The 13,911-nt window shown below is 64.3% G+C and carries 13 protein-coding genes; 1 reads left to right on the top strand and 12 read right to left on the bottom strand.

The features are described from left to right. Window positions 1-901 precede the first annotated feature (901 nt). The 12 genes from AC1Z3O_RS03930 to AC1Z3O_RS03875 form a co-directional block, all read right to left on the bottom strand. Window positions 902-1,603 carry an ABC transporter ATP-binding protein gene (locus AC1Z3O_RS03930; protein ID WP_483513686.1) on the bottom strand — a complete coding sequence of 234 codons (702 nt, stop codon included), beginning with the start codon at window positions 1,601-1,603 and terminating at the stop codon, window positions 902-904. Continuing rightward, complete coding sequence (livG, locus tag AC1Z3O_RS03925) at window positions 1,603-2,373, bottom strand: high-affinity branched-chain amino acid ABC transporter ATP-binding protein LivG (protein ID WP_483517509.1); 771 nt, start codon at window positions 2,371-2,373, stop codon at window positions 1,603-1,605. The genes AC1Z3O_RS03930 and livG overlap by 1 nt, the downstream gene beginning before the upstream one ends. 5 nt (window positions 2,374-2,378) lie before the next feature. After that, window positions 2,379-3,653, bottom strand: coding sequence for a high-affinity branched-chain amino acid ABC transporter permease LivM (locus AC1Z3O_RS03920; RefSeq protein ID WP_483513684.1), 1,275 nt, complete (start codon window positions 3,651-3,653; stop codon window positions 2,379-2,381). A gap of 7 nt (window positions 3,654-3,660) precedes the next feature. Continuing rightward, the gene (gene livH, locus AC1Z3O_RS03915; RefSeq protein WP_483513682.1) at window positions 3,661-4,587 is read right to left on the bottom strand and encodes a high-affinity branched-chain amino acid ABC transporter permease LivH; all 927 of its coding nucleotides are present in this window, start codon (window positions 4,585-4,587) and stop codon (window positions 3,661-3,663) included. An 86-nt stretch (window positions 4,588-4,673) separates the two neighbouring features. Beyond that, window positions 4,674-5,789, bottom strand: a complete 1,116-nt coding sequence (locus AC1Z3O_RS03910) for a branched-chain amino acid ABC transporter substrate-binding protein (protein ID WP_483513681.1) — start codon at window positions 5,787-5,789, stop codon at window positions 4,674-4,676. 501 nt (window positions 5,790-6,290) lie between these two features. Continuing rightward, window positions 6,291-7,592: a citrate synthase gene (gene gltA, locus AC1Z3O_RS03905; RefSeq protein WP_483513679.1), complete on the bottom strand. Its 1,302-nt coding sequence runs from the start codon at window positions 7,590-7,592 to the stop codon at window positions 6,291-6,293. Window positions 7,593-7,632: 40 nt separating this feature from the next. Continuing rightward, window positions 7,633-7,920: an FAD assembly factor SdhE gene (locus tag AC1Z3O_RS03900; RefSeq protein WP_483513677.1), complete on the bottom strand. Its 288-nt coding sequence runs from the start codon at window positions 7,918-7,920 to the stop codon at window positions 7,633-7,635. 78 nt (window positions 7,921-7,998) lie between these two features. Then, window positions 7,999-8,700 (bottom strand): succinate dehydrogenase iron-sulfur subunit, encoded by a 702-nt coding sequence (locus AC1Z3O_RS03895; protein WP_483513676.1) that lies wholly within the window; start codon window positions 8,698-8,700, stop codon window positions 7,999-8,001. Between the two features lie 33 nt (window positions 8,701-8,733). After that, window positions 8,734-10,512 carry a succinate dehydrogenase flavoprotein subunit gene (sdhA, locus tag AC1Z3O_RS03890; RefSeq protein WP_483513674.1) on the bottom strand — a complete coding sequence of 593 codons (1,779 nt, stop codon included), beginning with the start codon at window positions 10,510-10,512 and terminating at the stop codon, window positions 8,734-8,736. A 3-nt stretch (window positions 10,513-10,515) separates the two neighbouring features. Continuing rightward, entirely contained in the window at window positions 10,516-10,881 is a 366-nt protein-coding gene (sdhD, locus tag AC1Z3O_RS03885; RefSeq protein ID WP_071014400.1) for a succinate dehydrogenase, hydrophobic membrane anchor protein, read from the bottom strand. A gap of 11 nt (window positions 10,882-10,892) precedes the next feature. Further along, complete coding sequence (sdhC, locus tag AC1Z3O_RS03880; RefSeq protein ID WP_483513673.1) at window positions 10,893-11,303, bottom strand: succinate dehydrogenase, cytochrome b556 subunit; 411 nt, start codon at window positions 11,301-11,303, stop codon at window positions 10,893-10,895. A 274-nt stretch (window positions 11,304-11,577) separates the two neighbouring features. Then, window positions 11,578-12,438 carry a GntR family transcriptional regulator gene (locus AC1Z3O_RS03875; RefSeq protein ID WP_483513671.1) on the bottom strand — a complete coding sequence of 287 codons (861 nt, stop codon included), beginning with the start codon at window positions 12,436-12,438 and terminating at the stop codon, window positions 11,578-11,580. Window positions 12,439-12,827: 389 nt separating this feature from the next. On the opposite strand from AC1Z3O_RS03875, the gene AC1Z3O_RS03870 reads away from it, so the two are divergent. Continuing rightward, the gene (locus tag AC1Z3O_RS03870) at window positions 12,828-13,811 is read left to right on the top strand and encodes a malate dehydrogenase (protein ID WP_483513669.1); all 984 of its coding nucleotides are present in this window, start codon (window positions 12,828-12,830) and stop codon (window positions 13,809-13,811) included. The last annotated feature ends 100 nt before the right edge of the window (window positions 13,812-13,911 follow it).

Genomic DNA, 13,911 nt, shown 5'->3' with positions numbered 1-13,911 from the left:
TGGACACGGCTCGGCGGGCGGTTCCGCTGGTTTTGGATTGCGGGGATGTTTCGCGGCAAGTGCGGGCAGGAACTCGCACAGGAATTGGCAGAAACTGCGGCTTGCAGCGATTGCTTGACTTCGCAAGAAATTATGCCACAGGGGGTGTGGCGCGCCGGGCCTCAGGAGCCGCATGAATCACAGTGGATGTGATGTGATTGGCGAAAGGGGGATTTCGTGGTTGGCGAAAAGGGGGTGGTAGAAGCAGTGCGGCCGCAGCGGGAAAACCGATCAACGTGCCGCTGGTTTGCTCCCCTCTCCCGCTTGCGGGAGAGGGGCCGGGGGAGAGGGCAGGCGCTTGCGAATGGCGACGTGCTGGACAACACCATCGGCTTCGTCTCTGTGTTGGCGTGCTGGACAACACCGAGGGCTTCGCTTTGCGTTGCGCCTTGCTAGACCACCCCTCACCCCCTCCCTCTCCCCTGAGGGGAGAGGGAGCCAGGACACTATGCTTGGCCGACGGTGTTGGCGCATCTTGTCGGCTTCGTCTCGCCTTGGCGTGCTGGACAACACCGAGGGATTCGCTTTGTGTGGTGCCTTGCTAGACCACCCCTCTCCCCAACCCTCTCCCCATGAGGGGAGAGGGAGCCAGGACACTATGCTTGGCCGACGGTGTTGGCGCATCTTGTCGGCTTCGTCTCGCCTTGGCGTGCTGGACAACACCGAGGGATTCGCTTTGTGTGGTGCCTTGCTAGACCACCCCTCTCCCCAACCCTCTCCCCATGAGGGGAGAGGGAGCCAGGACACTATGCTTGACCAACGGCGTTGGCGCATCTCTTGACCAACGGTGTTGGCGCATCTCTTGGCCAACGGCGTTGGCGCACTCGCCGCCTCAGCGCACCCCATCGGGGTTTTTGCCGCCCTACCCGCCCAGATACGCCTTCTTGATGCTGTCGTTGGCCAGCAGGTTCTCGCCGCTGTCGGCCAGCACCACGCGCCCGGTCTCCAGCACATAGCCGCGGTCCGCCACGTGCAGCGCCTTGTTGGCGTTCTGTTCAACCAGGAAGACGGTGACGCCTTCCTCGCGGATGGTGCGGATGATGTCGAAGATCTGCGCGATGATCAGCGGCGCCAGCCCCAGCGTCGGCTCGTCGAGCAGCAGCAGGCGCGGCCGGCTCATCAGCGCGCGGCCGATCGCCAGCATCTGCTGCTCGCCGCCCGACATGGTGCCGGCGCGTTGGGTGGCGCGCTGGTTCAGCCGCGGGAACAGCTTGAACACATGCTCGATGCCCGCCTCGATCTCCTGCCGGTTGGCGAAGAAGCCGCCCATCTGCAGGTTCTCCAGCACGGTCAGGCTGGGGAAGACTCTCCGCCCCTCGGGCGAGATCGCCATGCCCATGCGCATGATCTCGTGCGTGGGCATGCGGGTGATGTCGCGGCCCTCGAACAGCACGCGGCCGCTGGAGGCGCGCGGCGAGCCGCACACCGTCATCATCAGCGTGGTCTTGCCGGCGCCGTTGCTGCCGATCAGGGTGACGATCTCGCCCTTGTTGACTTCGATCGACACGCCCGACAGCGCCTCGACGGCACCATAGTGGGTGTGGACCTTTTCCAGCTTCAGCATCAGTCCTCTCCCAGGTAGGCCTTGATCACGCGCGGGTCGTTGCGCACTTCTTCCGGTTTGCCGATCACGATCGGACGGCCGTGCTCCATCACCAGGATGCGGTCGGACACGCCCATCACCAGGCTCATGTCGTGCTCGATCAGCAGCACGGCGATGCCGAACTCGCGGCGCAGGCTGTCGATCAGGTGCTGCAGTTCGATCTTCTCCTGCGGGTTCAGGCCGGCCGCCGGCTCGTCCAGCATCAGCAGGCGCGGCTTGGTGATCATGCAGCGCGCGATCTCCAGGCGGCGCTGGTGGCCGTAGGACAGGGTGCCGGCCTCGCGGTTGGCGACCTTGGTCAGCTCCATGCGCTCCAGCCAGTGCGCGGCGCGCTCCAGCGCCTCGCGCTCGGCGCGGCGGTAGGCCGGCGTCGCTAGCAGGCCGTGCAGCAGGCCGCTCTTGACCTGCATGTGCTGGGCCACCATCAGGTTCTCCACCACCGTCAATTGCTTGAACAGGCGGATGTTCTGGAAGGTGCGCACCAGGCCCTTGCGCGCCACCATGTGGCTGGGCAGGCCGGCGATGCCGTGGCCGTCCAGCACAACCTGGCCTGCGGTGGGACGGTAGAAACCGCCCACGCAGTTGAACACCGTGGTCTTGCCCGCGCCGTTGGGGCCGATGATGGCGAAGACCTCGTCGCGACGTACGTCGAAGTCGATCCCGTCGACGGCCAGCAGGCCGCCGAAGCGCATCTGCAGGCCGGATACCTTCAGCAGTTCATTGGATTGCATAGCGGTCATCGTGGCAGCTCCACGTGCGGACGGCTCGAGGGCAGCAGGCCCTGCGGTCGCCACATCATCATCAGCACCATCACCAGGCCGAAGATCAACATGCGGTATTCGGCGAAGCCGCGCGCCATCTCGGGCAGCGCGGTCAGCAGGATGGCGGCCAGGATCACGCCCAGCTGCGAGCCCATGCCGCCCAGCACCACCACGGCCAGGATCAGCGCCGACTCGATGAAAGTGAAGGACTCCGGATTGACCAGGCCCTGGCGTGCGGCGAAGAAGGCGCCGCCGATGCCGGCGAAGGACGCCCCCAGCGTGAAGGCCGACAGCTTGATGCGGGTCGGGTTCAGGCCCAGCGAGCGGCAGGCGATCTCGTCCTCTCGCAGTGCCTCCCAGGCGCGGCCCATCGGCATGCGGATCAGCCGGCTGGTGACGAAGAGCGTGAAGGCCACCAGCAGCAGCGCGAGCAGGTAGAGGAAGATCACCATGTGCTGGCCGCTGTAGTCCCAGCCCATCAGTTCGTGGAAGGTGCGCGCGCCCTCGACGCTGGCGCTGCGCGCCATCTCGATGCCGAACACGGTGGGCTTGGGAATGCCCGAGACGCCGTCCGGGCCGCCGGTCAGGCTGGTCAGGTTGTTGAGCAGCAGGCGGATGATCTCGCCGAAGCCCAGCGTCACGATGGCCAGGTAGTCGCCGCGCAGGCGCAGCACCGGGAAGCCCAGCAGGAAGCCGAAGGTGGCCGACATCATGGCCGCGATCGGCAGGCACTCCCAGAAGCTCAGGCCGAAGTACTGGTTCAGCAGCGCGTAGGTGTAGCCGCCCACGGCGTAGAAGCCCACGTAGCCCAGGTCAAGCAGGCCGGCAAAGCCCACCACGATGTTCAGGCCCAGGCCCAGGATCACGTAGATCAGCGCGAGCGTGGCCACGTCGACCGCACCGCGCGAGCCGAAGAAGGGCCACACCAGGCCGACCGCGAGCAGCACCCAGATGGCCACCCGCTGCTGGCGCGCGCCCAGCGCGGGCACCGCCGGCAGCCGCACCGCGCCGCGCGCGCGGTTGAGCATGGGCTTGCAGAGCTGGAACAGGAAGACCGCGATCACCGCGATCCAGACCGGCCGCCAGTGCGATTCCAGCACCACCTTGTAGCCGTCGAGCTTGAGCTGCAGGCCCAGCACCGGCACGGTCAGGATGGCGGTCATCACGGCGGCGACGACCGCGTTCTTCAGCGTCGACGAGACGGGCGCGGCCTGTGCCAGGCCGGCTTGCGTAGCAATGGCTTGTGTCATGTCGTCCTCACACCTTTTCCACGTCCGGCTTGCCCAGCAGGCCGGTGGGTCGGAACAGCAGCACCAGCACCAGCAGGCCGAAGGCCACTACGTCCTTGTACTCGGCCGGCATGTAGCCGGAGGCGAAGGTCTCGGCCAGGCCCAGCAGCACGCCACCCAGCATCGCGCCGGGGATGCTGCCGATGCCGCCCAGCACCGCAGCGGTGAAGGCCTTGATGCCGGCGATGAAGCCGATGAAGGGATTGAGCTTGCCGATGGTCAGCCCGATCAGCACGCCGCCCACGGCGGCCAGCATCGCGCCGAGCACGAAGGTGAAGGAGATCACCTTGTTGGTGTCGATGCCGAGCAGGTTGGCCATGCGCATATCCTCGGCGCAGGCGCGGCAGGCGCGGCCCATGCGCGAGCGGCCGATGAAGAGCGTCAGCGCGATCATCAGCGCCAGCGTCACGCCGACGATCAGCAGGCGCGCGTAGGGGATGGTCACGGTGAAGTCGCCGCCCATCTGGAACTCGATCGCGCCGGAGATCAGCGCGGGCACGGAGACATCGCGGGCGCCCTGCCCGATCTGCACGTAGTTCTGCAGGAAGATCGACATGCCGATGGCGGAAATCAGCGGCACCAGGCGCGGGCCGCCGCGCAAGGGCCGGTACGCCACGCGCTCGACCGCGAAGCCGTACAGGCCGGTGACCAGGACCGACACCAGCAGCGCGGCGCCGAGCACCAGCGGCAGCGGATAGCCCGCCTGCACGCCGATCGCGGTCAGGGTTACGAGGCCCACGTAGGCGCCGATCATATAGATCTCGCCGTGGGCGAAGTTGATCATGCCGATGATGCCGTAGACCATCGTGTAGCCGATGGCGATCAAGGCGTAGATCGCACCCAGCGTCAGGCCGTTGACCAGTTGCTGGGTGAACTGTGGAAGGAATTCATTCATGCGGGAAGCCTCGCAGCAAGGAAGCCCGATACTAAAACGCCCCGCTCGTCGGTGGAGGAACGGGGCGTGTCGGGAAAGGCGCCAGATCAGTTGGCGGCCGTCTTGGTGGCGTCCTTGTGCCAGGTGAAGACAACGAACTTGAAGGACTTCAGGTCGCCCTGAGCGTCGTACTCGACCTTGCCGATCGGGGTCTGGAAGGCGTTCTTGTGCATATATGCCGCGACCTTGGCCGGATCGGTGCTCTTGGCGCCGGCGATGGCGTCGGAGATGATCTTGACGCCGGTGTAGGCAGGCATCTGGAACGGACCGTTGGCGTCACGCTTCTTGTCGGCGAAGGCCTTGACCAGCGCCGCGTTGGCCGGGTCGGCCGAGAAGTCGGCCGGCAGCGTCACCAGCATGCCTTCGGAGGACGGGCCTGCAATCGCGGTCACGTCCTTGTTGCCCACACCCTCGGGACCCATGAAGGTCGCCTTGACGCCCTGCTCGCGCGCCTGGCGCAGCAGCATGCCCATCTCGGGGTGGTAGCCGCCGAAGTAGACGAAGTCCACGCCCTGCGACTTCAGCTTGGTGATGATGGCCGAGTAATCCGAATCGCCGGCGTTGATGCCCTCGAAGACGGCGACGGGAATCTTGGCGGCTTCCAGATCCTTCTTCACCGAGGCGGCGATGCCCTGGCCGTACGACTGCTTGTCGTGCAGCACGGCGACCTTCTTCGGCTTGACCTTGGTGATGATGTAGTTGGCGGCGGCCGGGCCCTGCTGGTCATCGCGGCCGATGGTGCGGAAGACGAACTTGCGCTTCTTGCCTTCGGTCAGCTGCGGGGCGGTGGCCGACGGCGTGACCATCACGATGCCTTCGTTCTCGTAGATGTCCGAGGCGGGGATGGTCGAGCCCGAGCAGACGTGGCCGATCACGTACTTGATACCCTGGCTGACGATCTTGTTGGCCACCGCCACGGCCTGCTTGGGTTCGCAGGCGTCGTCCATCATCACCGCTTCCAGCTTGTTGCCACCGGCACCGCCCGCAGCATTGATCTGCTCGATCGCGGTCAGCGCGCCGGCCTTGACCATGTCGCCGTACTGGGCGACCGAGCCGCTCATCGGACCGGCAATGGCGATCTTGACGGTTTCCGCGTTGGCAGCAGCGCCGAAGGCGAGCAGCGCGCTTGCCAGGGAGATGGACGTAAGACGGGACAGCATCATCAGGAGCTCCTCGATTATGTATTAGTCAACCGGGCAAAGCGGTCTGACCTGCGCAATCGAACAACACCCGCGGGAGGGAACCCATGACGCGGAATACGGGCCTGCTTGAAGAGTCGCTTGCGGGGCCCGGCATGTGTCAGCCCCCTTCTGCCGGGGACCTTGGTTCGGAAAGACAACGTTGATGCGTTCTCTATTGCGCAAGCGAATCGCCTGCCCCGCTTGCCGCACCGCAGGCCGGAAGGGTGGCCCGACTGCAGTCGGCAAAGCTGGCCGCATTATAGGGTCAAATTTCCCGCAACAAGCGAAATTTGCACAACATCTGGTGATAACCCTAAGTAAATTGAGCCACAAATCGCCGCGAAACGACGCAATCGCCACATACTACGCAATCTTTTTTCGCGCCGCACAAAAATGGCGCAAGCCGCAAAAACAAACGCCCCGGCAGGGCCGGGGCGTCGCGCTTGCTGCGCAATGCAGCAAGAGAGGTCAGGCGATCAGGGATCAGCGCTTGTTCAGGTCCGGCACTTCGCGTGCGGCGGCGCCGTTGAACAGCTGGCGCGGACGGCCGATCTTGTACTCCGGATCGGTGATCATCTCTTCCCACTGCGAGATCCAGCCCGGGGTACGCGCCAGGGCGAAGATGCAGGTGAACAGCGAGGTCGGGATGCCCAGCGCGCGCTGCACGATGCCCGAGTAGAAGTCGACGTTCGGGTACAGCTTGCGGCTGACGAAGTATTCGTCTTCCAGCGCGATCTTTTCCAGCTCCATGGCCAGCTTGAACAGCGGGTCATTGTGCAGGCCCAGCTCTTCCAGCACCTCGTGGCAGGTCTCGCGCATCAGCTTGGCGCGCGGGTCGTAGTTCTTGTACACGCGGTGGCCGAAGCCCATCAGGCGCACGCCCGAGTTCTTGTCCTTGACCTGCTTGATGAACTCGCCGATGTTGTCGACGCTGCCGATCTCTTCCAGCATCTTCAGCGCGGCCTCGTTGGCGCCGCCGTGGGCCGGACCCCACAGGCAGGCCACGCCGGCGGCGATGGCGGCGAACGGGTTGGTACCCGACGAGCCGGCCAGGCGCACGGTCGAGGTGGAGGCGTTCTGCTCGTGGTCGGCGTGCAGGATGAAGATACGGTCCAGCGCGCGCTCCAGCACCGGATTGACCTTGTACGGCGCGCACGGCGTGGCGAACATCATCTGCATGAAGTTGCCCGAGTAGGACAGGTCGTTCTGCGGGTAGATGTACGGCTGGCCGATGTTGTACTTGTATGCCATCGCGACCAGGGTCGGCATCTTGGCGATCAGGCGGATCGCGGAGATTTCGCGCTGGTGCGGGTCATCGATGTCCATGGCGTCGTGGTAGAACGCGCTCATGGCGCCCACCAGGCCCGTCAGCACGGCCATCGGGTGAGCATCGCGGCGGAAGCCGCGCAGGAAGAACTGCATCTGCTCGTGAACCATGGTGTGGTTCATCACCGCACCAACAAACTCTTCCTTCTGCTTGGCGTTGGGCAGCTCGCCCTTCAGCAGCAGGTAGCAGGTCTCGAGGTGGTCGCACTTCTGCGCCAGTTGCTCGATCGGGTAACCACGGTACAGCAGCTCGCCCTTGTCGCCGTCGATGTAGGTGATCTTCGAATTGCACGAGGCCGTCGACATGAAACCGGGGTCGTAAGTAAACTTGCCGGTCTGGCCGTACAGCTTGCGAATATCGATCACGTCCGGGCCTACGGTGCCCTTGTAGATCGGCAGCTCGACGCTGGGGGAACCATCGGAAAACGATAGCGTGGCTTTCACATCGGACGGCGTCATGTCTGTTCCTTCAAATGCTATAGATAAATATTGACCAAACTCAAACCGAGCGCAGCAGGTCGAGGACCTTTTGCATCGGGGGCGTGGCGAGTTCACCGTCCAGCTCCTTGCGGGCAAGGAGGAGGTCCATCAACTCGTTGTCGCTGAGCTCGAACAGCGCGCTCAGCGAAGCCACGTCCGCATCGGACAGGCTCTCCTCGTAACGGTTGAAGAATCTTTCGACGATGATGTCGTTCTCCAGGAGGCCGCGGCGGGCGCGCCAGCGCAGACGGGCGCGCTTGAGCGGATCGGCCTGATGGGAGAATGAGGTGGGTTGACTCTCGGTCATGATTTCCTGCTTCCGGTGCGCCAGCCCGGTATAGCCGACCGGGCTGGCGCACCGCTTACTACAAGGCCGTGGCCGAGGTCAGACCGCGCGGCGGACCATCAGCTCCTTGATCTTGCCGATGGCCTTCGTGGGATTCAGGCCCTTCGGGCACACATCCACGCAGTTCATGATGCTGTGGCAGCGGAACAGGCGGTACGGGTCGTTCAGGTTGTCCAGACGCTCGTTGGTGGCCTGGTCGCGGCTGTCGGCGATGAAGCGGTAGGCCTGCAGCAGGCCGGCCGGGCCGACGAACTTGTCCGGGTTCCACCAGAACGAGGGGCAGGACGTCGAGCAGCTGGCGCACAAGATGCACTCGTACAGGCCGTCCAGCTCGTCACGCTCTTCCGGCGACTGCAGGCGCTCCTTCTCGGGCGGCGGCTCGTCGTTGATCAGGTAGGGCTTGATCGAGTTGTACTGCTTGAAGAACTGCGTCATGTCGACGATCAGGTCGCGCACCACCGGCAGGCCGGGCAGCGGACGCAGCACGATGCGCTCCGGCAGCTCGCGCATGTTCGTCAGGCAGGCCAGGCCGTTCTTGCCGTTGATGTTCATCGCGTCCGAACCGCACACGCCTTCGCGGCAGGAGCGGCGGAAGGCGATCGACTCATCGACCTTCTTCAGCTTGAGCAGCGCGTCGAGCAGCATGCGCTCGTGGCCGTCCAGCTCGATCTCGTAGGTCTGCATGCGCGGCGCCGCGTCCTTGTCCGGATCGTAGCGGTAGACTTCGAAAATACGCTTCATTTCTGTGGGTCCTGTTTTCTCTACGAGGCGGGCTTAGAACGTACGGGCCTTGGGCGGAACGCTTTCCACCGTCAGCGGCTTCATCGTCACCGGCTTGTAGTCGAGGCGGTTGCCCTCGCTGTAGAACAGCGTGTGCTTGAGCCAGTTCTCGTCGTCGCGGTTGGGGAAGTCGCTGTGCGCATGGGCACCGCGCGATTCCTTGCGGGCCGCAGCAGAGATCATCGTGGCCTTGGCCACTTCCGTCAGGTTGGCCACTTCCAGCGCTTCGATCAGCGCCGTGTTGAACACCTTGGACTTGTCCTTCAGGTGGATGTTGTCGGCGCGCTCGGCAACCTCGAGGATGCGCTCGACACCTTCGTCCATCAGCTTCTGCGTACGGAACACGCCGGCATGCGACTGCATGTTCTTGCGGATGTCGTTGGCCACATCCTGCGTGTACTCGCCCTTGGACGAGGACTGCAGCTTGGCCAGGCGCGCCATCGCGCGGTCGGCGGCGTCGGCCGGCAGCGGCTTGTGTGCCTTGCTGTCGTTGACGTGCTTGACGATGTGGTTGCCGGCGGAACGGCCGAACACCACCAGGTCGAGCAGTGAGTTCGTGCCCAGGCGGTTGGCGCCGTGCACCGACACGCAGGAGCATTCGCCGATCGCGTAGAAGCCGTTGACCACCTCGTTCGGGCTGCCGTTCTTCGGCACCACCACCTGACCGTGGTAGTTGGTCGGAATGCCGCCCATCTGGTAGTGGATGGTCGGCACCACGGGAATCGGTTCCTTGATGGCGTCGACGTTGGCGAACTTCACGCCGATCTCGCGGATCGACGGCAGGCGCTTCATGATGGTCTCGGCACCGACGTGGGTCAGGTCGAGCAGCACGTAGTCGCCGTTCGGGCCGCAGCCACGGCCTTCCTTGATTTCCTGGTCCATCGAGCGCGAGACGAAGTCGCGCGGCGCCAGGTCCTTCAGCGTCGGCGCGTAGCGCTCCATGAAGCGCTCGCCGTCCTTGTTGCGCAGGATGCCGCCTTCGCCGCGCACGCCTTCGGTGATCAGCACGCCCGCGCCGGCCACGCCGGTCGGGTGGAACTGCCAGAACTCCATGTCTTCCAGCGGGATGCCGGCACGCGCCGCCATGCCCAGGCCATCACCGGTATTGATGAAGGCGTTGGTGGAAGCGGCGTAGATGCGGCCGGCACCGCCGGTGGCGAACAGCGTGGTCTTGGCCTCGAGGATATAGACCTCGCCGGTTTCCATTTCCAGCGCGGTCACGCCCAGCACGTCGCCGTCCTCGTCGCGGATCAGGTCCAGCGCCATCCACTCGACGAAGAAGTGCGTCTTGGCGCGGACGTTGCGCTGGTACAGCGTGTGCAGCAGCGCGTGGCCGGTACGGTCGGCCGCGGCGCAGGCACGCTGCACCGGCTTCTCGCCGTAGTTCGAGGTGTGGCCGCCGAAGGGACGCTGGTAGATGGTGCCGTCGGCATTGCGGTCGAACGGCATGCCGAAGTGTTCCAGCTCGTACACCACGTTCGGTGCCTCGCGGCACATGAACTCAATGGCGTCCTGGTCGCCCAGCCAGTCGGAGCCCTTGATGGTGTCGTAGAAGTGATAGTGCCAGTTGTCTTCGCTCATGTTGCCGAGCGAAGCGCCGATGCCGCCCTGCGCCGCGACGGTGTGCGAGCGCGTGGGGAACACCTTGGAGAGTACGGCCACGCTGAGGCCGGCTTCCGCGAGCTGGAGGGATGCGCGCATCCCGGAGCCGCCCGCCCCGACGATGACCACGTCAAAGCGACGACGCGGCAATCCTGTCTTGACTGCGACCATTTATTACACCCTCCAGAGAATCTGAGCTGCGTAGCCCGCACAACCGACGAGCCACAGAATCGTAAGAACTTGGAGCACGAGGCGCACGGCCATCGGCTTCACGTAGTCCATCCAGATGTCGCGCACGCCGATCCAGGCGTGATACAGCAGCGACAGGATGGTCAGGAACGTCAGGATCTTCATCCACTGGTTGGCGAAGAGCCCTGCCCACGCTTCGTAGGAAGCGCCGTTCGAGAGCAGGAAGGCGATGGCCAGCACGACCGTGAAGACCACCATCACGCAGGCGGTGACGCGCTGCGCCAGCCAATCCTTGATACCGTAGTGTGCGCCGACGACGAGGCGCTTGGGACCGATATTATTGTTTGCCACCTTGACTCTCCTCAAAACACGCCGAACAGCTTCAGGCCGAAAATCGCGGTGAGCAGCAGGCTGATGACCAGGACGGCGACGGCGGACTTTGCGGAGGCAGGCTTGGAGACGCCGACGTGGACATCGAGCAGCAGGAAGCGGATGCCGGCGCAGAAGTGGTGCAGGTAACCCCAGATCAGAACCAGCAGGACCAGCTTGACGAAGCCACCGGAGAGCAGGGACGTGAACTTGGCGAAGCTGAGTTCCGACGTGACGCTCTGTTCGAACAGGTACAGGATGAACGGCAGGAGCAGGAACATCAGCGCACCGCTCACACGATGCAGGATGGATACCTTGCCGGCCCAGGGCAACCGATATCGCGCAAGCTGCGTGATATGGATGTTCCGGAATTCCGGCCTGGCTTGTTTGACGGCTTCAGCCATGCGAGACCCCATTAGCGGTAAACAAAAAACAAAAATATCCATTGCATCCGGAGCCTGAATGCAAATGGATGCACCGGGTGCAAATCCTGACAATTTTAGCGCCTTTGTTGCGCGCCGCACCAATAATTTTCAGCTATCGGGCACAAACATGGCGTGCTCGACAATCGCACGCAACCATTCTGGTGCAAAAATTGCGTGCATCATTCGCGACGGCCATGAAAGCCATCGCCAAAACTACGAAAATCGGCGCACAACTGCCGCGCCGGCCGGGGGATCAGCTCAGATCGTTCTGGTAATAGTGACGTGTAGTGACGTACAAGCCGCGCCGGACTTCGACCGGGCGATCCCCATAGGTGAACGAAACCCGCTCCACCGACAGCAGCGGCGAGCCTTCGGGCACCGTGAGCAGCGCGGCGGCGGTCGAATCGGCCGGCACCGCGCGAATCTTTTCCGTGGCACGGATCATCCTCGTGCCGAACTCTGCCTCGAACAAGGCGTACATCGGGCCCTTCCATTCGGTCAGCTTCTCTGCCGTCAGGCCCTTGAAGTTGGCGCCGAGCAGCCAGATCTCGTCGAGCACGGTCGCTTCGCCCGAGAAGAACAGGATGCGGCGGATCTGCACCACGCTATCGCCGGTGCGGATGTCGAGCAGGCGGGCGATCTCGGCCGGCGCCCGCAGGCGCTTGCACTCGAGCACGTGGCTGGTCCCGTAGTGCGGCTCGCCCTCATCAGGCACCAGGCGCAGGAAGCGGAACTTGACGCCGTCCTCGTGGTGGGTGGTGACGAAGGTGCCCTTGCCCTGGCGGCGCGCCACCAGGTTCTCCGCGGCCAGCTCGTCGATGGCCTTGCGCACCGTACCCTGGCTCACCTTGTAACGCGAGGCGAGCTCCATCTCGCTCGGGATCATCTCGCCCGGCTTCCATTCGCCGGACTGCAGGCTCTTCATGATCAGAGCCTTGATCTGCTGGTAGAGTGGGCTGAAGGTCGGCGAGGCGGGGGCCGGGGGTGCCGCCGCAGGCGCCACAGGCCCCGCGGCAGGTGCGGACGGCTGCGCCCCAGCGCCAGGCGCGGCGGCGCTGGAATCGGGAGTTCCGCTGGTCGGAACACCGACGAGGGTCGAGGGCAGCGATGACATAGCCGGATTTCACCACAAAACGACGAGGGGCGTCCAGCCCAACGTCAAATGTCTTATGTCTTATATAAGACATATGAATTGACTTTGCAAGGGGGGCGGCCTACACTCCCGCTGCCTCGTGCAACCACGCAGGCAGCCACGCAATGTGGAGCCTAGTCCGCGATGTTGCTATGGATGCGGCATGCCGCTTAGCAGTAGACTTACGCCTTGTCGCATCACCATGACCCGTTGTGGCACTTGCCCACCCGGCCGCCGCGCTGCGCACCGCGCAGGCGGCGCCGACGGACTGCCGCCGACCGCCGTGGCGACAACCCGCAGCGGTGCGACGCCCACCTCCGTGGTGCGTGACACCGACCGGTTTCCCCCTTTTCTCGTTTGGAGATTTACTCATGGCTAAAGCCCCAATGCGCGTCGCAGTCACCGGCGCCGCTGGCCAGATCGGCTACTCCCTGCTGTTCCGCATCGCCAATGGCGACATGCTGGGCAAAGACCAGCCGGTCATCCTCCAACTGCTCGACCTCCCGCAAGCCCAGACCGCTGTCAAGGGCGTGGTGATGGAACTGGAAGACTGCGCGTTCCCGCTGCTGGCCGGCGTGGTGATCACCGACGACCCCAAGGTTGCCTTCAAGGACGCCGACGTGGCCCTGCTGGTTGGCGCCCGTCCCCGTAGCAAGGGCATGGAACGCAAGGACCTGCTCGAAGCCAACGCCCAGATCTTCACGGTGCAGGGCAAGGCCCTGAACGAAGTCGCCAGCCGCAACGTCAAGGTGCTGGTGGTCGGCAACCCGGCCAACACCAACGCCTACATCGCCATGAAGTCGGCCCCGGACCTGCCGCGCGGGAACTTCACCGCGATGCTGCGCCTGGACCACAACCGTGCGCTGTCGCAGATCGCCGCCAAGACCGGCAAGCCGGTCTCGTCGATCGAGAAGCTGTTCGTGTGGGGCAACCACAGCCCGACCATGTACGCCGACTACCGCTACGCGACCGTCGACGGCCAGAGCGTCAAGGACCTGATCAACGACCAGGTGTGGAACAACGACGTGTTCCTGCCGACCGTTGGCAAGCGCGGCGCCGCCATCATCGAGGCACGTGGCCTATCGTCGGCCGCTTCGGCAGCCAACGCCGCCATCGACCACGTGCACGACTGGGTGCTGGGCACCAACGGCAAGGTCGTCACCATGGGCATCCCCTCCAACGGTGAATACGGCATTCCGCAGGACGTGATGTTCGGCTACCCGGTCACCACCGCCAACGGCAAGTACGAGATCGTCAAGGGTCTCGAGATCGACGCCTACAGCCAGGAAAAGATCAACATCACGCTGAAGGAGTTCGAGGAAGAGCGCGCCGGCGTGCAGCATCTGCTCGGCTGATACCGGCTCCTTAGCACAAGGCGCCGCATGAAAGACCGGAGCCCCGTAACGATTCTCGGATCGGCGCGGGCTCCGGTTTTTTTTCGTGCCGCCCTCCCCC

It is taken from the genome of Cupriavidus sp. 09_S30 (assembly GCF_056930435.1).
This window is presented reverse-complemented; position numbering and strand designations above follow the sequence as displayed.